18 protein-coding genes are annotated in these 20,723 nt (G+C 42.8%); 10 read left to right on the top strand and 8 right to left on the bottom strand.

What is annotated here, in order from left to right; genetic code table 11:
- The first annotated feature begins 74 nt into the window (after positions 1-74).
- From AB0756_RS19840 to AB0756_RS19860, 5 genes are all read left to right on the top strand, one after another.
- Complete coding sequence (locus tag AB0756_RS19840) at positions 75-770, top strand: hypothetical protein (RefSeq protein ID WP_237265997.1); 696 nt, start codon at positions 75-77, stop codon at positions 768-770.
- Positions 757-1,641: a nucleotidyl transferase AbiEii/AbiGii toxin family protein gene (locus tag AB0756_RS19845; RefSeq protein ID WP_063779557.1), complete on the top strand. Its 885-nt coding sequence runs from the start codon at positions 757-759 to the stop codon at positions 1,639-1,641. The genes AB0756_RS19840 and AB0756_RS19845 overlap by 14 nt, the downstream gene beginning before the upstream one ends.
- A 4-nt stretch (positions 1,642-1,645) precedes the next feature.
- On the top strand, positions 1,646-2,236 hold the full coding sequence (locus AB0756_RS19850) for a TetR/AcrR family transcriptional regulator (RefSeq protein ID WP_050046590.1): 591 nt from the start codon (positions 1,646-1,648) through the stop codon (positions 2,234-2,236).
- 67 nt (positions 2,237-2,303) lie between these two features.
- A complete protein-coding gene (locus AB0756_RS19855; RefSeq protein ID WP_050046591.1) occupies positions 2,304-3,260 on the top strand; it encodes an aromatic ring-hydroxylating oxygenase subunit alpha in 957 nt (318 codons plus the stop codon).
- A gap of 110 nt (positions 3,261-3,370) precedes the next feature.
- Positions 3,371-3,979 (top strand): Uma2 family endonuclease, encoded by a 609-nt coding sequence (locus AB0756_RS19860; protein WP_038080905.1) that lies wholly within the window; start codon positions 3,371-3,373, stop codon positions 3,977-3,979.
- A gap of 10 nt (positions 3,980-3,989) precedes the next feature.
- Here the strand turns inward: AB0756_RS19860 and rfbB are convergent, their stop codons facing one another.
- The 3 genes from rfbB to AB0756_RS19875 form a co-directional block, all read right to left on the bottom strand.
- Positions 3,990-5,051 carry a dTDP-glucose 4,6-dehydratase gene (gene rfbB / locus AB0756_RS19865; RefSeq protein ID WP_038080903.1) on the bottom strand — a complete coding sequence of 354 codons (1,062 nt, stop codon included), beginning with the start codon at positions 5,049-5,051 and terminating at the stop codon, positions 3,990-3,992.
- Positions 5,052-5,100: 49 nt separating this feature from the next.
- The gene (locus AB0756_RS19870) at positions 5,101-6,132 is read right to left on the bottom strand and encodes a bifunctional heptose 7-phosphate kinase/heptose 1-phosphate adenyltransferase (protein ID WP_038080900.1); all 1,032 of its coding nucleotides are present in this window, start codon (positions 6,130-6,132) and stop codon (positions 5,101-5,103) included.
- A gap of 738 nt (positions 6,133-6,870) precedes the next feature.
- Complete coding sequence (locus AB0756_RS19875; protein ID WP_038080898.1) at positions 6,871-8,145, bottom strand: sensor histidine kinase; 1,275 nt, start codon at positions 8,143-8,145, stop codon at positions 6,871-6,873.
- A gap of 203 nt (positions 8,146-8,348) precedes the next feature.
- On the opposite strand from AB0756_RS19875, the gene AB0756_RS19880 reads away from it, so the two are divergent.
- Complete coding sequence (locus AB0756_RS19880) at positions 8,349-8,648, top strand: 30S ribosomal protein PSRP-3 (RefSeq protein ID WP_038080895.1); 300 nt, start codon at positions 8,349-8,351, stop codon at positions 8,646-8,648.
- 169 nt (positions 8,649-8,817) lie between these two features.
- Here the strand turns inward: AB0756_RS19880 and atpC are convergent, their stop codons facing one another.
- From atpC to AB0756_RS19895, 3 genes are all read right to left on the bottom strand, one after another.
- Positions 8,818-9,231, bottom strand: coding sequence for an ATP synthase F1 subunit epsilon (gene atpC / locus AB0756_RS19885; protein ID WP_038080893.1), 414 nt, complete (start codon positions 9,229-9,231; stop codon positions 8,818-8,820).
- A 312-nt stretch (positions 9,232-9,543) separates the two neighbouring features.
- Positions 9,544-10,992 (bottom strand): F0F1 ATP synthase subunit beta, encoded by a 1,449-nt coding sequence (gene atpD, locus AB0756_RS19890; protein WP_050046592.1) that lies wholly within the window; start codon positions 10,990-10,992, stop codon positions 9,544-9,546.
- Positions 10,993-11,292: 300 nt separating this feature from the next.
- Positions 11,293-12,345, bottom strand: coding sequence for a DUF1194 domain-containing protein (locus tag AB0756_RS19895; RefSeq protein ID WP_237265996.1), 1,053 nt, complete (start codon positions 12,343-12,345; stop codon positions 11,293-11,295).
- 724 nt (positions 12,346-13,069) lie between these two features.
- Between AB0756_RS19895 and AB0756_RS19900 the strand changes: the two genes are divergently transcribed.
- The gene (locus tag AB0756_RS19900) at positions 13,070-13,888 is read left to right on the top strand and encodes a SirB1 family protein (protein ID WP_038092709.1); all 819 of its coding nucleotides are present in this window, start codon (positions 13,070-13,072) and stop codon (positions 13,886-13,888) included.
- A gap of 37 nt (positions 13,889-13,925) precedes the next feature.
- Here the strand turns inward: AB0756_RS19900 and AB0756_RS19905 are convergent, their stop codons facing one another.
- Positions 13,926-14,375 carry an SRPBCC family protein gene (locus AB0756_RS19905; protein WP_038092712.1) on the bottom strand — a complete coding sequence of 150 codons (450 nt, stop codon included), beginning with the start codon at positions 14,373-14,375 and terminating at the stop codon, positions 13,926-13,928.
- 163 nt (positions 14,376-14,538) lie between these two features.
- Between AB0756_RS19905 and AB0756_RS19910 the strand changes: the two genes are divergently transcribed.
- The 3 genes from AB0756_RS19910 (at position 14,539) to AB0756_RS19920 (ending at position 17,663) form a co-directional block, all read left to right on the top strand.
- Positions 14,539-16,179, top strand: coding sequence for a mechanosensitive ion channel (locus AB0756_RS19910; RefSeq protein ID WP_038092715.1), 1,641 nt, complete (start codon positions 14,539-14,541; stop codon positions 16,177-16,179).
- 606 nt (positions 16,180-16,785) lie between these two features.
- Entirely contained in the window at positions 16,786-17,376 is a 591-nt protein-coding gene (locus AB0756_RS19915) for a fasciclin domain-containing protein (protein ID WP_038092735.1), read from the top strand.
- An 89-nt stretch (positions 17,377-17,465) separates the two neighbouring features.
- Positions 17,466-17,663, top strand: a complete 198-nt coding sequence (locus AB0756_RS19920; protein ID WP_137986561.1) for a hypothetical protein — start codon at positions 17,466-17,468, stop codon at positions 17,661-17,663.
- Between the two features lie 225 nt (positions 17,664-17,888).
- Here the strand turns inward: AB0756_RS19920 and AB0756_RS19925 are convergent, their stop codons facing one another.
- On the bottom strand, positions 17,889-20,684 hold the full coding sequence (locus AB0756_RS19925; protein WP_038092717.1) for a CHAT domain-containing protein: 2,796 nt from the start codon (positions 20,682-20,684) through the stop codon (positions 17,889-17,891).
- Positions 20,685-20,723: the final 39 nt, after the last annotated feature.

Here is a 20,723-nt window from a genome sequence, read left to right on the forward strand (position 1 = left end):
TCTGCTTAAAGAGGTTACTCATGACACTTAATAAATTACATAAGCATTTAACTACAGAACCACCCTTTTATTAGATGGCTCCATCGAACTCTTCTATTAGAACCGACTACACTGGAACTTTTGAAGCGCACATTACTATCTGTGCAGAGTCACGAGCTACTCTACAACTCTTTCAACATATTTGTCAGCAGTTAAACGTCAAATGTGTTCTTATAGAATTACCTAACGGAGTCACGCGATCGCAACCGATGACAGCATCCTATCATCGGGGAACTCTCACTCAAGTTTGGACAGAAGTTCACAACCTCGCCCAACGAATTTGCTTAGCAGGTTTTCAAGTGACTCGTGTCAAAATTGAGGCAATGCCGTACAACCAAGATATCCCGGTGACAGATAATGAAGTCTCGCAGCATCCAGTGACGAATTACTTCGAGTTTCATATCAAAGCTCTACTTTCACAAGAGACGGATTTGGAGGGTTTGCGACAACATTGTGCTAAATTTGGGGCACATCTATCTGTAAATGCCTTCAAACTAAATGCTAGCGGACAGCATCACCGATTCATTACGTTGCGGGTGTATGGGCTTGGACGGCGATCGGCTCAAGCTCGCTTTCAAGCGCTGCTGACATCGCTACGCGCACGGCACATTTTGCTCGTGCAACCTCAACAAGAATATACCGTTTATGACAGCAACTTAGAGCTTGATGCTGGCTGGTTGATACACTCACCCGTGGAAACCAAAGGAGGTGAAGTGAATGAAGCTTTTTGAAACAATCTCTCAGGCGATCTCTCGACCTGTTGATGAAATCTTAACTTATCACCTCTTAGAAAGTCTTCTACGTCGGGTTGCTTGCTCTGCTTGCGCAAAAGACTTGGTTCTTCGAGGCGGAATGCTGACGCGGTTGTGGGTTCCTCCAGGGTATCGCATTGCGGTTGATGTCGATTTTGTAGGGTTGTATCCGTTTGGAATTGAGTCAACCGAGCAGCGCTTTCGGGAGTTGCTTGCTACCGATGGTTTTACCGATGGGACGATCTTTCATCTAGAATCTCTGGAATCTCGGGGTATTTGGATGGAAGATCCCTTTCCTGGCGTGCGCTTGTGTTTGGATGCTTCAGTGCTTGACTACCGCCAACGGCTGCAAATCGATGTGGGTTTTAATGACCCGCTCGTTCCAGAACAAGAATGGATTCAATACCCAACTTTAGTTCCAGCAGAACCCGTGCAACTCCAGGCTGCTCGACCCGAACTTATGGCTGGTTGGAAACTTCACGGTCTCATCGAGCAAGGAGCCAAACGCTGGCGAGGGAAGGATCTTTATGACTTGATGTTGCTAGCAACGTTAATCCCGCTGGATAAAGCATTATTGCCAGAAGCAATTAGGGTAGCATTTAGCAGTCACAATGCAACCCTTCAGGAAGTACAGATAATTCTAACCAACCCTCAATGGTGGAATACAGGTAAAAATCGCCGCAACTGGAGATACTACTGCCGTCAAGTTCCCACACAGATTATGCCTGAGGATTTCCTGAGTGCAGTCACAACAGTCATTGATTACTGGGGACCAATTATTAACAACCTGTGTCATTACGAAAACGCTACAAATGCTCTTGACAAACCATACCTACCTAATTTAAGTTAGGTATATGGTTAAGAAAAGCGATCGATCCTCATCCAGAGAAACGGTGCTTGACGCTGCCGAGCAGTTGTTTGCAGCTCGCGGGTATACCGCAGTAACCCTCAAACACATCGCCGAGCATCTTGGCATGAAACAAGCCTCCCTCTATTACCACTTTCCCCAAGGGAAGGAGGAGTTATATGTAGAGGTGATGTTGCGTCACCTAGAGCAGAGGCGTGTTCGCTTCAAACAATTGCTGGCAGAGGCTCCTCCCACCCTCGAAGGGCGTTTGCAGCATATTGGCACCTGGCTCATTCAACAACCCCCTTTAAATGGAGGTCGAATGGTACTGACAGACTTACCGGAGTTGTCACCTGAAAGTTCAGAGCGGCTGGAAGAAGCAATGTATCGTTGCGTATTTGCTCCGTTGGAAGAGTTGTTTGCTGAGAGTTTAGATCGATTGCATCCTTCTTTGCAATCCGATCCGGGATTTATCGGTGGCGCATTCCTGGCAAGTATCGAAGCCCTTTATACCTTTAAGCGATACGGAAGCAAATCGGATGAAGCATCAGTGGCAACTTTGATTGCGTTGTTGCTGGAAGGGGCATTGAAGCCTTAATTTTTTATTCTAAAATCTACCTAATTTTAGGTAGACTAATGTCCAACTTTTGAAGGAAAAACTTACCATGTTTGAAATATTGCAAAATTTTTGGATGCCTGTATTGCCAGTCAGCGAACTGGGTGAGAGCCCTGTATCAGTTACGTTAGCAGGAGAAAAACTTGTGTTGTTTCGCACGCAGTCCGGTGAAATTCGGGCATTGCGCGATCGCTGTTCTCATCGGAGTGCTGCTCTTTCTTTAGGGCGTGTGACTCCGAATGGCTGTATTGAATGCCCCTATCACGGCTGGCAATTTAATGGGGATGGAGCTTGTGTCCGTGTCCCTTTTAACGATGTCAACAAGATTAATTTTTCTCGTTTGGCTGTGAACAGTTTTCCCACTCAAGTCATTGCAGGTTGTGTTTGGATTTTTACAGGAGAAGGTAAGCCTCCTGTCCTGCAAATTCCCGACAGCTTGAAATTATCGGAGACAGCCTACTACATTCACCAAGAAATTTGGAAAACTCACTGGACGAGAGCGATCGAGGCTAGCTTAGATTTTGTTCATCTGCCGTTTGTACATCGTGAATCGTTTGGTCAAATCGCACAATCAGCCCTGGAGTCGGGTGACGTTTTAGACTTGAAGGTTAATGATAGCGGCGATCGCATTGAAGTGTTCACACCCTATGCGGGTGTACCGCCTACTTTTGCTTTAGAGTGGCAGCAACCGAATTTAGTCATGGTCAAGTTTGACGATCTAGGCTTTCCGGTAAAGCGAGAACATTTTTTTGCTGTTCCGATTGATGAGCATCAAACGCAATGCACGATAATTCTACAAATGGCAGAAGGAATGGATGCTCAAACTCAACAATTTGCAGCCCAAGAATTCATTAAACCGTTGGTAGAAGACCGAGTAGTCGTTGAATCTCAAATAGGTGAAATCCATGCAATTGCAGGAGAATGCCACGTACCTACAGATAAACCGACTTTATTATTCCGCCGATGGTATCATCAAACAATTGCTCGTCAACTTGTACTCAGGTAATTTAGCGTAGTTTGAGGGAGTGCGGGTTGTTCGCCCAATTCCCTTTGTTCTTGTTATTGTGGTCGTATGGAGAGCGCTATTGGTTTGGCAACAGAAATGAGGTTGATGCTATGGCTCAGGCAGCGTCTAAACTTTTAACATATGATGAGTTTATTACTCTCTACGGGGACGACGACCGCTACGAATTAATTGATGGGGAATTAGTAGATATGGACCCAACAGGACCGCACGAGCAAGTGGCAGGTTTTATTAGTCGTAAGTTAAACGTTGAGATTGACCGACTCGATTTACCTTACTTTATCCCCATGAGATGTATTATCAAACCTCTGGGGAATCTCTCAGCATTGAGACCTGATGTTGTCATTTTAGATCGAAGCACTCTAGACTCGGAACCACTATGGCAACGAGAACCAGTTATTACTTTAGGAACTTCTGTTAAGATGATTGTCGAAGTCGTCAGTACTAACTGGCAAAATGATTATGCTCGCAAGGTTGAAGATTACGAAGTTTTAGGTATTTCTGAATATTGGATTGTCGATTACTTAGGAATTGGCGGTAGAGAGTATATTGGAAAACCGAAACAGCCGACACTCACAATTTGCCAGCTTGTAAATGGGGAGTATCAAAAGCACCTGTTTCGTAATGGCGAGCCCATTATTTCCCCAACTCTCTCAGAATTAAAGCTTACAGCAGAACAAATTTTTGCAGCAGCACATTAATACTCCACCACTAAGCATAAACCTTCCTGTAATAAGCCTGATACTCCTCCGATAGCAGAGGTTCCCACCAATCGCGATGGGTCAGATACCATTCCACAGTAAGACGCAAACCTTCTGCGATCGTTACCGAAGGCGTCCAACCCAACTGTGTTTTAATTTTAGATGCATCTATAGCATATCTCCGGTCATGCCCCGGTCTGTCTTTAACAAAAGTAATCAATTGCTCTGCTGGATGCACGGGTAAATTAGGTGCCAATTCATTCATGAATTGACATAACATTTGCACGAGATTGATATTTTCCACCTCATTGTTACCACCAATGTTATAGGTTTCACCCGGTTGTCCGGAATGAATCACGACATCTAAAGCTTGACAGTGATCCCCAACATAAAGCCAATCCCGCACATTTTTGCCATCGCCGTAAACTGGTAATGGCTTACCCATAAGAGCATTGATACACATTAGAGGAATCAGCTTTTCTGGAAACTGATAGGAACCGTAGTTATTAGAGCAATTTGTAATAATTGTTGGCAATCCATAAGTATGGTGATAAGCACGGACTAAATGGTCGCTTCCGGCTTTAGATGCTGAATAGGGGCTGTTAGGCGCATAAGGTGTACTTTCGGTGAAAGCAGGAGCTGTAGGACTCAGGCTCCCATAAACCTCATCCGTAGAAACATGGAGAAAACGATAATCTCTTGGCTGACCTTTCGCTTCCCAATGCAGGCGAAAAGCATCTAATAAAGTAAAAGTTCCCACCACATTTGTTTGTACAAACGCACCAGGTCCCAAAATTGACCTGTCCACATGGGATTCAGCAGCAAAATGGGCAATGGTATCAATGTGTTCTGCTTGTAGCAACTCCGTTATGAGAGTGCGATCGCAAATATTTCCCTCTACAAAACAAAAATTTTCCCGTTCCTCAACAGACTCCAAATTCCGACGATTTCCCGCATAAGTGAGAGCATCCAACACCACCACACGCTCATTTGGATAAACTTTTAGCCAGTGATGTACAAAATTAGAGCCAATAAACCCCGCCCCCCCAGTCACCAATAACCGACGACTCATCAAAGCCCTTACTCCTCTGTTCTCTGTGTGTACTCTGTACCCGTGCGGTTCATTCCATTTCCTCCAACAAACGTTGCAAAGCCACCCTCATTTCTTCAGGTGTTGTCGTTGTTGTCCCAAACTGCCGCACTACAATACTAGCCGCTAAGTTACCCAAAACAGCTGCTTCCCAAATTGACGCCCCCGCAGTTAAACCAAGAGTTAATCCAGCCACCACGGTATCTCCAGCACCGGTCACATCAAACACCTCAGTTCTATTAAAAGCTGGAATGTCATCTTTAGTACCATCATCGTTAAATAAAGTCATCCCTTGTTCGCCACGGGTAATCAGGATATGCTTGGCGTCAGTCAATTCCAGCAAATCTTTTCCTGCTCGAGCCAGCGCAGCTTCATCAGTAATAGCATATCCTACAGCCAGTTCTGCTTCTGGTAAATTTGGAGTAAACAACATTGCTCCTCGATACCGCTTCAAATGCTTTTGAGCATCAACAACACTCCGGGATGCACAAAGGGCTGCTGAAATCACGGGTTGAGTTAACGTTCCATCACCGTAATCAGAACATACCACAGCATCAACTGTATGAATATGTTCTTGAATATACTCAGCTAATTGTAGCTGTAAATCCAAGCTAGGTAAATCTTCTGATTTTCGGTCAATCCGGACCATTTGCTGGGTCACTGATTGACGGGAATGCCCGGAAATTCTTGTTTTTGTGACTGTCGGACGCTCCTCATCTAGAAAAATACCGCCCGTTTTAATGCCTGCAGTTTCAAGCAAACCTTGCAGTGCTCTCCCTTGTTCATCCTTACCCAAAAGCCCTACAGCAAGAACTTGTCCTCCCAAGCGGGCAAAATTATAGACTGCGTTTGCTCCACCTCCCGGTACTTGCTTGGTGGTTTCATGACGGAGAATTAATACAGGGGCTTCGCGAGAGACTCTTTCTACTTGACCGGTTAGGAACTCATCTAAAGTCAAGTCCCCAATAATAAGCACTCTAGCTCCTGCAAAATTATCAATCAAATCAAAGAGGCGATCGGCAACACTACGCAGTTTAGACGCAAATTTAGGGTTCAAAGACATACAAGTATAAATGATGAAGTATAAATGATGAAGTATGAAGTAAACCCTGTAAATCGAGCTAGTACCGTAAGGCAGAAGACAATCTAATTCCTAATGTAGAATTCGTTATTATTCGGTTAGATGTGGACGAGCAGAAAATGATGTTATTTTAATTGATGCCCGTCCCGGATTTAATGATATAGGTGCGATCGCACTGTTTGATTTATGAGTTGTACCTGTATGGACTAAGAATGGTTCGCAAAGGACAGCGTAAGCATACCAGTCATAGCCATTTTGAAGCGTGAAACTCCTACCAACTCTTCTGCGATGGGACGTGTTTCTTCATAGTTATGCAAAGTAAAGCTTGTTTGGAGAACATAACACCACCAACCTACAGTACCTGCAAGCTAAAAAGAAAAGTAGGTAGGGCTTTGCCATACGTTTTACGTTCGTGGGAGCCCGCCTACTCTCTTCATAAAATTTAACAATTCAACTCTTGCTCCAAATGCGCCATCTTGTCGCATAATTGGGTGTGCAGAAAAAGTGCATAAGTCAAGCCCACTTGCACCCAATTCAAAGAAGTAGTGGCTTTGCCTCTATGCCTTTGTTTCCGTTCTGTTATGTGTGGGTTAAAACCCACACATTTCATCAGCCAATTGCTCAACTCTACAAGCGATTCATCCCAGAGGAGGCTCGTGTAAAACTAGCATGCCTTAATACTCAATCTAACATTTTAGCTTAAAACACGCTACTACAATGCTAGTATGCTGCCTTGATTGGTAGCTGTTTTTTCACGGTAAAAAAGAATGTACTCCCTTTTCCAACCTCAGATTCTACCCAAACCTTACCACCGTACATTTCTACAATCTTTTTCACTAAAGCCAATCCAATTCCCGTACTATCAGAGCTTTTATCGCTAGAAATTTTTTGAAATATCTGGAAAATTCTGGTAAATTGCTCTTTTTCAATTCCCAATCCATTATCAGCAACGCTAAAGAGCCAGTCATCGCTACCTTCATGACATTGAATCGTAATATTTCCTTGTGGTTTATCTATAAATTTAATAGCATTACTGAGTAAATTCTGAAACACTTGTTCTATTTTAGTTCTCTCGAAGTTAATCACAGGTAGGTTACCGATCGCCTCTATCTGTATACTGTCTTTGGAATCGAGAAGCTCAATAACGTCTGCCACTAATTGGTTTAAATTAACCTGTCCGATCTCCTCTTTGACACGTCCTACCCTGGAGTACTGTAAAATGCCTTCTATAAGATTATGCATTTTTTGAACTCGATTAATAAGAAGATTAATGAATTCTTGACCCTGTTCGTCGAGTTTATCGCTGTAATCTGCTAGGAGCCATTGAGATAACGAACTAATTCCCCGCAGTGGTGCTTTTAAATCGTGAGACACCACGTAAGCAAAATCATTTAACTCTTTGTTTGTACTTTCTACTTCTTTTAGTAACTGCGCCATTTTTTCCTGAGACTGCTGGCGCTGAAGAATTTCTTGCTGAAGTTGTTTGTTCGCGTGTTCTAATTCAATAGTACGTTGTTTGACTAATTCTTCTAGATGTTCTTTGTACTGTCGCAACTCTTGCTCAACCTTTTGACGTTCGGCATTTTCTTTTTGTAAAGCCCTATTTGCTTGTTCAAGCTGTGCTGGGCTCGGGAGAGCAAGGGCTTGCGGGACTAAAGGTATTAGAGTTAAAGCTGTATAAAAAGAGACTACAGCGGTAAAAGCTTTAAGAGTTCCAGATAACCAGTAAGTAGGATACCAAAGCGTCCAAACTTCCATTATATGTGTTGTACCACAGGAAACAATGAAAGCTCCAAACAACAGAAAAATAATTTTGAACGGGACATCTTGTCTTTTACGGACAAAGTAGACTAACGTGAGTGGAATTGAATAATATGAAAGCGCAATAATGACATCTGAAATTACGTGTAAGGAAACTAATTCAGGTTTCCAAAGATAACAATGCCCGTGAGGAATAAAATTGTCTGAGAAAAAACTTTGTAGAAGTTCCACCATCGACCCCCCGCATCCGTTGTCAACCCTTAACCTTAACAACAAAGATTTTAACTGGTAAGCAATGACCGATCGCTGGTAAAACTTAAGTGCGACCTAACTCCGAGCCTTCTGTCCTAATTATTGTTTGGTAAGCGGGTAGATATTGAGTTAGAATAAGCGATCGCAAAGTTAGTAAATAGCCCGGAGACTTACCGGAGGTGCCATTGTCCAAATTTCTTTTGAAAATACTGTGGTTAGACGATAATGTCGCATTGGCAGTCGATCAAGTAGTAGGCAAAGGCACAAGCCCTTTGACTAAGTACTTTTTCTGGCCAAGAAATGATGCCTGGGAAGAACTCAAGAAGGAATTAGAGTCCAAACACTGGATTACTGAACTGGATCGAGTAGAACTACTGAATAAAGCCACAGAAGTTATTAACTATTGGCAAGAAGAAGGTAGAAACCGTCCGATGGCTGAAGCACAGGCAAAATTTCCTGAAGTTACTTTTACAGGTAGCGCCTGATTTCCACATTAAGACGCATAATTAGGGTGGACAATGCCCACCCTTTTATGAAGTTTTTGTTGTTAAGTGTGTGGTAGAACGGGCGAGACGCCCGTCCCACACAAGCTAAAATTGCCACTCATATGAGCCATATTGCCGCTCATATGAGCCAAAATTGCTTTTACGCAACTTAAATCAATCCACCAGCAGCTTGAAAACGAGCACGAGCGCGTTTGTATGCTTGGGTTGCTTGGATTTGTGCTTGTCGATCGCCTTGCTGTACCTGATTCAAACGAGTTTCTGCTTCACCAAAAGCACTCCGGGCTTCCTCTAAATTAATAGAGTCACCACGTTCAGCACCGTTAACCAGAATTGTCACTTCATCTTGCTCAACTTCAGCAAAACCACCCAACAGAGCAATAGCGATCCAGCCCTGATTGCGATCGGGACGTACTCTCATGACTCCCGTATCTAGGGCGGTTAGAAGTGGTGCGTGTCCGCTAAGAATACCGAGTTGACCAGTGGTACTTGGCAAAACGACTTCTTCAGCCGCCGCATCCCACACTGTTTTATCTGGGGAAATTACACGAACAGTCAAAGTCATTCGTTTTTTGTCCTTTGTTTTTTGCTGATTGCTAATAGCTAATTGCTAATAGCTAATTGCTAATAGCTAATTGCTAATTGCACTATTAACCATTAGCCATTAGCCCTATCTTAGGAGCGGAGACGCTATGTGCAAGGCACACACTCCGCGTTGCCGCAGGCTATGCCCGCAGGGCTATACGCCAGTTGCCAGGTCGCGGGAAACCCTCCTGCAGCACTGGTCTCACCGCCTACAGAACTGGACTCACTATTAGCCATTAGCCATTAGCCATTAGCCATTAGCCATTAGCCATTAGCCATTAGCCATTAGCCATTAACCCTTAAGCTTTTCAGCTTTAGCGACGGCTTCTTCGATGTTTCCAACCATATAGAACGCTTGTTCTGGTAGGTCATCCAATTCGCCGGAGAGAATTCTCTGGAAACCTTTGATGGTTTCTTCGAGCTTCACGTACTTACCGGGAGAACCGGTGAAGACTTCTGCTACAAAGAAGGGCTGGGACAAGAAACGTTCTACTTTCCGCGCACGTGCTACGGTGAGACGGTCGTCTTCAGACAATTCATCCAAACCAAGAATGGCGATGATGTCTTGAAGTTCCTTATAACGCTGGAGAGTAGACTGTACTGCACGAGCGGTATTGTAATGTTCGTCACCAACGATGTTGGGTTGCAACATGGTGGAAGTAGAACCGAGTGGATCTACTGCTGGATAAATTCCCTTAGCTGCCAAACCTCGAGACAGTACTGTTGTTCCATCTAAGTGAGCGAAGGTGGTAGCAGGTGCGGGGTCAGTTAAGTCGTCCGCAGGTACGTATACCGCTTGAATTGAGGTGATCGATCCTTCAGTGGTAGAGGTAATGCGCTCTTGCAAGTCACCTACGTCAGTACCTAATGTCGGCTGATATCCTACCGCAGAAGGCATACGTCCCAATAGAGCTGATACTTCCGAACCTGCTTGTACAAATCGGAAGATGTTGTCAATAAACAGCAGTACGTCCTGCTTGTTTACATCTCGGAAGTACTCTGCCATTGTTAACGCTGACAGACCAACCCGCATTCTGGCTCCGGGTGGTTCGTTCATCTGACCGTAAACCAAGGCGATTTTCGATTCACTGGGGTTATCTTTGTTGATAACTCCGGATTCAATCATTTCGTTGTATAGGTCATTACCTTCGCGGGTGCGCTCGCCCACTCCACCGAATACGGACACTCCACCGTGTTCCATAGCGATGTTGTTAATCAATTCCATCATGATGACGGTTTTGCCTACACCAGCACCGCCAAACAGACCGATTTTACCACCGCGACGATAGGGAGTCAGCAGGTCAACAACTTTGATGCCTGTCTCAAACACGGATGGCTTGGTTTCCAAGTCAGTCAGTTTGGGTGCAGAGCGATGGATGGGGAACTTTTCTTCAGTATTTACGGGTCCCTTGTTGTCTACAGGTTCGCCAAGGACGTTGAAAATGCGACCCAGCGTGGCTTTACCAACTGGTACGCTGATAGGAGCGCCAGTATCAACAACGTCCATTCCACGTACCAAGCCATCTGTGGAACTCATAGCAACAGTCCGTACCTGGTTGTCACCTAGCAGCTGCTGCACTTCGCAAGTAACAGAGATGTCTTGTCCGGCTTCGTTTTTGCCTGTAATGGTCAAAGCGTTGTAGATGGGTGGCATTTTACCGCCAGGGAATTTAACATCTACAACCGGACCAATGACCTGGGTAATGTAACCAATGTTTGTTTTTTCTGCAGTGGTGACCATGCTGAGCCTAATTAATTGAAGCTATATTCCAGATAAGGTCAAGAAAGACATAAGATATTCCAATGTCATCTTCAAGATTAGCACTGAACGAGTCCTTCGCTGCGGCTTAAATTTATCCTTAAAAATTTGACTGTGTTGTTGAAGATAGGTTATTGGTCGATCGTTTCTTGACATATGAAAACAAATATGTTAAGTTTCCCTAAAAATTTATTAAAGCTAAATGTTGACAGCCAATTTTCCTGCCAAATTCTGGCTGTCTTTTCAGAAGCACTCAATTTGTATTTGTTGTGGATAAGTTTTTCAATGTCCTTTGCGTTTCTCGTTTCGTGTACGCATAGAGCCAGCGCTGACAGCACTAAATGCTAGCAAGCCCAGTATCGAAGATGCTTCAGGGACGGAAGTAGGATTTACTGTGACGGGAACCTGATTTGTGTCGGTTGCGGGAGGATCTGCTGTGACGGGAACCGGATTTGTGTCGGTTGCGGGAGGATCTGTTGTGACGGGAACCGGATTTGTGTTGCCTGTAGGAGGATCTACTGTGACGGGAACCGGATTTGTGTTGCCTGTAGGAGGATCTACTGTGATGGGAATCGGATTTGTGTTGCCTGTAGGAGGATCTGCTGTGATGGGAGTAGAATTTATTCTAATTTCTGCTTTGATCTTCTTGTCAATAGCAGTGTTGAACTCCTCAAAGGTTGCTGCTTCTACTAAGAAAGCAGGGCTGCCATCACCATTGACACCACCAAGAATTTCTTCTAAATAAAAGTTTTTCACTACAGGGTCGCTGCTAATAATGATACCGTTGATAGCATCAATGCCTTGAGCAAGAGCAAGATTCCGGGCGCTTGCTGTATCTATTCCGTCATTTTCTTCTCCATCGCCGGATACATCGATAACTTGCCTCGTTCCCTCAAAATCATTATTAAAGAATTTTGGAGTGGCGAAAGCGATCGCAGAACCAGGAGCAGTCGTGCCAGAAAATGGACGTTTTGTCGCACTAATAGCATTAGCAAATTGTTGTGAAGCTGCTACGCTATCGATTAGAGACCATCCTACAACTTCTTGCTGCTGTAGTGAGTTAGACCAGTAGATCATGTTGACCGCGATCTTACCTAATGGTCCTTTAGATATAAAGTCTTTGAAAAGATTGGGATTTAAAAAAGTATTTACATAACCCTTTGTTTGCAAGTCAAATTCCCTATCATCAATACTGCCCGATACATCTACAAGTAAAGTCAATTCTGTGTCTACTGCAGTGAGAGTCGCTGCTTGAGTACTTGTTGAAATAGCTAAAATTGACAAACTAAAAGATACTGCTGTTAATATTTTACGAATAAACTGCCAACGTTTCATATTGAGCCTTATGACTTTAAGAAAGCAAATTTTAATGAAAAAAATGCATACTAAGAAAGCTCCTAGTATGCAATGCCAGCATTTGAGCAGAATTATAAAATTTCTAATTAGTTACCAAAAATATTAAGTATTTTTAACAGGGTTTTCTTTACCTTTAACTGTTTATAGAGTACTGTAAAATTTGTTTCGCTCCTATGGTTTTTACTGAGATTCATACAAGAATTACATTGACGATAATGTAAGAGCGTGTATGAAAAACAGTCACGATAAAGCTTTGACCAATATTTTGCTATAAAAGAATGATATAAATTTTGTAAAAAAACATTTTTCTTTAAGAAAATTTTATTTAAAAAGCCCGTATTTACCGCATGAATGCTGATAAGTTTTATCATTACCATACAAGTATTACGCTCTTTGAGCCAGAAGATTATCTATAGACCTCTGGTTTTCAGGCCAACGCGCTGCCTCGGCTATACAATGGGTTATGGGAAGAGAAAATAGCAGATTTAGGGCTTACGCTTAGCCTCCCTGAAAAAGGCAGGGTGGTGAGCGCGATCGCCTCTAGAATCGGGCGGAGATGGAGGGATCTGCAACGCGTGAAATCCCTAAAATACTGTTGAGATTGTGTCAGTCCTGAGATTGCTTCTTTCCACATATGCTATGCCCAACGCCCAATGCCTCATTTTCAAGCTAGTTTGTTGTTTTGCAATCTAACCTTCTGCTTATGAACATCTCGTCAGCGCGACAGTATTTTTACAAAGAAGTTCAGCAGCCTGATGAGTACATCGACTTAGCAAGAGCAGCTTTGTACATCGCACAAGAAGAGTACCCCTACCTAGATATTGAAGAATACCTCAATGCTTTGGAGACAATGGCATTGGAGTTACAAGAACGGCTCCCTCAGGAACGCTATCCTCTAAAAATTATTCAAACGATTAATCAATATCTCTACGACGATCTGGGTTACGGCGGTAATAAAGATAACTATTACGACCCCCGTAATAGCTTTTTAAATGACGTAATTGACCGGAGATTGGGCATTCCCATTTCTTTGGCACTCGTTTACCTGGAATTGGCAAGAAAAATTGATTTTCCCATGGAAGGAATTGGAATGCCAGGTCATTTTCTGATTCGACCTAGCATCCCGGACATAGAAATTTTTGTTGATGTGTTTAATGGTGGTGACATCATGTTTCCTGAAGATTGTCAGGAACTACTCAGTCAGATGTATCAACAGCAGGTAACGCTACAACCAGAATTTTTTCCTGTTGTTAGTAAGCGGCAATTCTTAGAACGAATGCTGAAAAACTTGAAATACATTTACCTCAATCAACAAAATTTGGAAAAGTCTTTAGCATCAGTTGAACGGATTTTGATACTTTTTCCCGACCAAGTACAAGAATTACGCGATCGCGGTCTTTTGTGTTATGAACTCGGTCGATTTTCTCAAGCGTCAAGAGACTTAGAGACTTATTTGGCACAAAGCCCCAATGCCAAAGATGCTCATATTATCAGGCACATACTGTCTCAGCTCGGTAGATAGTTGTTAGTTGTTGGGTGTTGGTTGTTGATTGTTGGATTTAACCACCAACCACTAACCCTTCTGCAACCCGTTTCAAACGGCGCAGTTGAGCTTGCATATCGCTTTTTGTCCAATTTTCAGCAAAAGTTTTAAAGCCCCAACTGACTATAGGGTTGGGAATATCAAATTCAAACCTGTTCAGCAGTTGCGTTCCCTTGTCTATGGGTCGGCATTCCCAGCGATCGCGCCCTTCAAAAAAACCTTGAAATTCCCAGACAACCAAACCGGGCTGTCTCTCCACAATTGTACTGTGTAACGTGGGTTTGAGAATTGGTGTTTGAATAACGAACAAGCTTTTGCCACCAATTTCAGTACTCCACTGACCTAAAGGTTCACAGCGTAAAGCAGGGTTGAGCCAGCGATGCATTAACGTCAGGTCTGTAATGCATCGCTCCACGTCTGTCGCTGTCGCATTAATTTGAATCGATTGTTCAAAAACTTGAGACACAGTAAAAAATTTCTCGTGATATTAACTCATTTGTATGATTTTACTGGTAATCTACTGGCAAAACACTGTTAAGCATCAGGGTGTAGGATTGTCTTAACAATCCCTACTACGGATGCATTTAAGTGTTTTTTATTACAACACTTAACCTTTCTTTCAAAAAACCATGAACGCAACTTGGCAAACAGTATCCCAGGTGATAGATGTTGGTTTTTCGATGAGGGTCTGCTCGTTGGTTGCACAATCTCCAACCTTACCATCCGAACAAGTTGATGGATTGGATTACTTTCAGGCGACTCTGCAACAAATCATCCAGTTTCTGCCTCGATTGGTAGGGGCGGCGTTGATTTTGTTAGTAGGTTGGTTGATTGCTGCAGTCGCTAAATCTGTAACCCGTTCCCTCCTCAACCGCACGAATATCGACAATCGCATTGCTTCAGGAGTTACGGGAGTGGAATCTCCCCAGGTTGAGGGCATTATCGCCAACTTAGTCTTTTGGGCTATCCTCCTGATAACGGTTGTTGCGGTTCTAGATACCCTAGAACTGAGGGTTGCTTCTCAACCTCTAAATACTTTTCTCAACCAAGTTGGGGACTTTTTACCCAGGTTTGTTGGTGCTGTATTTATCTTCGCAGTCGCTTGGTTAGTGGCTACCCTGACAAAATTGATAACAGTACGGGGGCTACAAGCATTGCGGTTGGATGAACGATTAAATCCACCACAAGATAATAATGCTACCAGTCTCAATCAGATCTCATTGAGCGAGACAATTGGTAATGCTTTGTATTGGTTTATCCTTTTGGTGTTTCTCATCCCCGTGCTCGATAGCTTGGGGTTGAACCAGGCGTTGCTACCAGTACAAACTCTGGTTACACAAATTATTTCCATTCTTCCCAACATTCTAGGTGCAACACTGATTGCCACTATAGGCTGGTTTGTGGCTAACATTGTCAGACGGATTGTAACCAATTTGTTGATGACAACAGGTATTGACCATTTGGGAAGTCGGTTTGGATTGAGTGCAGCTGCGGGAACGCAATCGCTATCAACGATTATTGGTACGATTGTCTACGTATTAATTTTAATTCCTGTTGCTATTGCTGCACTGAATCAGTTGCAAATCCAAGCGATTTCCGTACCTGCGATCGCAATGTTGCAACAGATTCTTAACACTCTGCCATCAATCTTTACAGCAATAGCAATTTTGCTGATTGCTTACTTTTTTGGAAGATTTGTGTCGGAGCTAGTGACCAGTATCCTCACTAGTATAGGATTTAACAATATTTTCTCGGTTTTAGGTCTGCCATCACCTACCAAACGAGTTGTTATTCCAGAAGAACCTACACCCTCTGCGATCCCAAACCGCACTCCTTCAGAAATCGTTGGCATTGTTGTCTTAGTAGGCATTATGCTGTTTGCGACTGTTGCTGCGGTGAATATCCTGAATATTCCCGCACTGACAACACTCGTGACAGGGATTGTGATTATCTTAGGCAGGATTTTAGCTGGTTTGGTCGTATTTGCTGTTGGGTTGTATCTAGCAAATTTGGCATTTAGCATTATTGCGAGTTCTGGCGATCGCCAAGCACGAGTTTTGGGTCAAGTTGCCAGGATTGCTATTATTGCTCTGGTGTCTGCAATGGCATTGCAACAAATTGGCGTTGCTAGCGATATTGTGAATTTAGCTTTTGGGCTTTTGTTGGGTGCGCTTGCAGTCGCGATCGCCCTAGCATTTGGTTTGGGCGCTCGCGATATTGCTAGAAACCAAGTTCAAGAATGGCTGGACTCTTTTAAAGGGAAAAGCTAGAAACGGCGATTGCGCTGATACCCATAGGAATCATACAGTGATTGACGAAAAGTGTTAGGTACTGTTGGGTGGACATTGCCCCACATAAGGCTTTTTGTGGGTAATACCCGACGCCACTCCTCCCCTGCGCGGAAACCTCGCCCACGAGGACGGGTCCCCGACGTATGTTTCAAAAATCAAATAGGAGTCCTATAGGTTGAAGGAAAGTCAAAAGTAAAAAATCTTTTCAATTTTTTACTTTTCATTTTCCTTCTTAGTTTTCTCTCTAGAATCATCTCTTATTGTTAAATTAGACCATAGTTAAAGAAATTAACTGTTTATGGTATAATCTTCGCAGTCTAAGGTCGAGAAGTTCAATGTTCGTCTTGAATAAGGCCAAGTATGAGAAACTGTTTGCCAAAATGCAAACAAAACATAGGAAATCAGAAAAGAGTAAGTTGTAGTTAATCCATGAAGTATGAAGAGAGAAGGAAGGATTGGTGGCTCATATTGGTTGAGCTATGAATCTTTCTAACTTTATCCTTCAGCCTTTATCAATTCGTCAACCAGAATTTCGGCTTAAGACCGGGAATGCATCAAAGAGTTCATAAGGAACTTACACAATTTATGCTTATTCAAAAAAAAACTACTCAGAATACCAAACAGTTGTTTAAAAGGTTGGCTTTGATTGTAGGAATGGCTGGTGTTACTACCTTCATCAGTTTTCCTGTGCTGGCCAAATTTTATCCTCCCTTGGCACTGTTTCAACCTTCTGCTTATCGTAGCTATCCTTCCTATCGGAATTCTGAAAAGAACATCGCTGATACCCTCGTAGCAGAGAAGGGTAAATTTGCCAATTTTGTTTATGAATTGCAACAAGCAGGTCTTCTGGATGAGTTGAAGCAACAGGGTTCTTTCACAATTTTTGCTCCATCTGATGAAGCCTTTAATGCTTTACCCAAAGATGTCTATCAGCGATACAGTCAGCCGGAAAATCGGCTCAAAGTCCTAAAATATCATCTGGTTTCACGTCTCATTACAGAGAAAAACTTAAATGGTGCAGAAATCCCAACGGTCGAAGGTAAGAGTGTTAAAGTGACTGTTGGCTCTGATGGTGTTGTCAAACTGAATAATGCTGTTGGAAAGCCTCCCTCTATTCAAACAAAGAATGGTGTGATCGTTGAAATCGATCGGGTGCTTTTACCTCCTGGCTTCTAGTCATTAACTTCATCAAGCTCGGAAGACTGCAAGAACTCGACTTCTTGGAGGCTAAAGCGCATCAATGGGGGTGACACATCTCTGATTTAATGGCACTCCCTCATCTCTCGTTTCTAGCCTCTGGCTGGGAATGCAGGCTGTTAAGCTCTGCCTTGCTTAACAGATCGAGCACGGAAAACTACCAACATCGAATATCGGGTATTGTTCGCCCAACTTCACCTTGTTCGCGATCGCAACGGGAAAATTTCGTTGCGATCGTCCAATACCGTTCAGTTAATAAGATCTAATCCTTGAAGATTCCCCCAACTCCTCGATCGCAAGGGGGGCTTTATTCCCCCAATTCATCGGCTGCGGTAGTGTACACAAGTCTTATATAATGCATTTTTACAGTTTCGCTCCCCCCTAACCCCCCTTAAAAAAGGGGGGAACTGAATTCCACCGAAGGCATGTTGAGCCACCGGCTCGAGGCGGTCAGCCCACGATGAGCCAATAGCATCGTGAGTTGTCGGGCGCTACTGCCAATTTCCAACGAGAATGAAAGGTGCCCAAAAATGCGGATGTCTGTACTTCTCGTATTTTTCCATAACATTGAGTTGAGCTCTTCTCAGTGCTTCTGCTTTATTTTGGTTTGTCTTTTTTGCTTCTTCTAGCTGACTGTAGAATTCAGTCATGATTGTAGCAGTCGTTTCATCCACGACTGACCATAATGTTGCCAGCGTACTGCGAGCACCAGCCCGCACGGCGACACCGGCGAGCCCCAATGTAGCCCGTTTATCCCCACTTGCTGTTTTACAAGCACTGAGAACTAGCAACTCAATGGGTTTATTCTGATACAAAGAATGATTCTGCAATAACTGACCCAACTGATTCACGTTGATACGACTGTCCCAAGAAAGGATAAAGGTTTTTTCAGGGCTGGAGCTAAACTCACCGTGAGTTGCTAAGTGAAGTATGGGAGGAACGCGAGAAGCAATAATTTGTTGTTTGAGTAGCTTGCTTGTAAATTCTTCGTTGAGAACCAACCGTCGAGAGATTCCAAGACGCTTAATTTGTTGCAGTTCAGTTTCAACATTGCTTAATTCTCTAAAATCTTTGTGTGGCGCAAATCCCGGACGAATTTTACTGAGCCCTGCAGTAAAAGCTTTTAACTCAACTTGCGAGATTGGTTTTGGATCGACTAGCTGCAAACCAGGTGTGACAGCAAGGGCATACTTTTGTATGAGATATTGCTTGCCATCATATAGAATCGACATGGGAATATTTCGCAAGTCTCCATCTAACACGAAGGCTAGAGTTGTAACATTACTGTTTTTCAACTCTGACTCCATTGGTTTAATCAGCCAATCATACAACTTTTGGTAATATATGCGAGCAGTTTCCTCAACACTGACAGGATCTATTAGGGAACGTTGCACCTCATCTAGAGTTTTCTTAAATTCATCTGGTTCAAATGATGTTGTATGAAAGATTAAATTTGGCTTTTGAGGTAGGCTCAGGATAACTGTTAAGTTGTTTGACGAAACAATTGTGTAGATAATTCCTGCCTTTTTATCTATGTTATCAATTGGTTTGGATTTTTCTTCTACACAAGCTTCTTTAAAAAAGTTATTGAGTTCGGCTAATTGAAGAGACTCAATGACTTTACGAGCTTGAACTATCAGTTTTTGGCTGTCTTCATTCTTTCCTGCTGTTTTCAAGCTATGGGCATATCCTATGTCTAAATCCACTAACTCTCTGTATATTGGTTCAACACTTTTCTGAAAAGAAAATTGAACTTCCGGGTTAATCGTGACTAAGTCTTTACGTAATAACTGAAGAGCTTCATAGGCATTGGTGTAAGATGCGATCGCTTCTGGTATATCTCCTTGAGCCTTCTGTATTTTTCCCAACTGTCTGAAATGCTGATAAGCTATATCTGGGGTGTTAAAACTGGAATCAAAACTCAAAGCTTGTCTTGTCAATTTTTCTGCCTGAGGCAAATTATACATGGTTTCATTCATATACAATTTTCCCCTAGTTCCCAAAGCATAAGCTTCGGCTCTTTTATCTCCCAAACTCTCTGCTTGTTCTACTGCTCTAGCCAAAATTTTATTCACATCCAGAGCCGTTGGAAGTTGGGAATTACTCTTGAGTTGGTAGTTACTTTCTTCAGTGAGATCTATAAAGTTTTGAGCAAAGTTAATTTGCAGGTAAACGCCCGTGCGGCTTGGAGATAGGCTGTCGAGTTGGGGTTTAAGCGATCGCCATAATTCTTCGGCTTCGTTCCATCTCTCGAGTTTCATCAATAAACTGAGTTGATTCAGTTCTGCTTGCTGTCGCGCTATTGGTAGTGAGGACAAACTCAATACCATATTATACGAGTCTAACGCTTTTAATTCATAAGACTGCACTTCACCACGAGCTTCTTTAACTTTAGCTAAATCTCGTTGCGTATTTCCCAAACTTAGATATGTCGCTGCTTGCTCTTGAGGAGAATTTAATTTTTTAGCTAAATTTTTACTTGTTTCTAAAATCAGTTTAGCTTGTTCTAACTGACCCTCCAATCCCCTCAATTCACCAAAACTTCTCAATGCTATAACCGTCACCAATTTAGGAGATTCAGTTGTAGAGATCTTCTCAAGTTTTTTTTGTAATTCTTCTAAAGAGATTTGAGTGATATTGTCACAATTTTCAACGTCTATTTCTGGCTTCAACACTTGTAACAATGTATTGCAAGCACGGGAATAAAGACCCAAGTCTTGCATGGCTTGGGCTTGATTGATTGTGCTTTGAGTCAATTTCTCACTCTCGCCTATTTGGCTGTATATTTTAGTAGAATCATGCCAACTTTTGAGAGCATCTGACGAGCGTCCTAATTCCCGTTGTAAATATCCTTGAATATCTAAAGTTTGAGCTTGAATTTTTAGTTTATCTTTTCCTTCTTGAGTTGACAAAATTTGCAAGCTGTCTTCGATAGCTTTTTTTGCTTTATCCCACTGTCCTATTTTCTGATGAGTCAAAGAGAGATTGCTCAACGCCATTGCTTGATTTAAACCATCGCCTTGAGCCGCAAAAATAGCTGCGATTTTTTCCCAGACGACTGCCGCTTTTTGGAACTGTCCCGAGCGGTATAATTGAGTTGCCTCACTCACTAACTGTCCTGCATCTTGTTGAGATTGAACAACGGGAGTTGGTGAAGAAACTTTGGCAACAACAGGTGAGATAGTTGAGAGAGTAAATAATAAGGCTGCAAGAAAAAGGGAACGTTTTCTGTAGATCTTTTTCAAGAAATTTTGCAATTTCCAGAATTTGGGTTTTGAAGGGACCATGGTCAGTTTCTCCTGTCAATATGGGTTCTTACACAAAAG

The organism is Tolypothrix campylonemoides VB511288_2, from assembly GCF_045999855.1.
Lineage (GTDB): Bacteria > Cyanobacteriota > Cyanobacteriia > Cyanobacteriales > Nostocaceae > Scytonema > Scytonema bouteillei_A.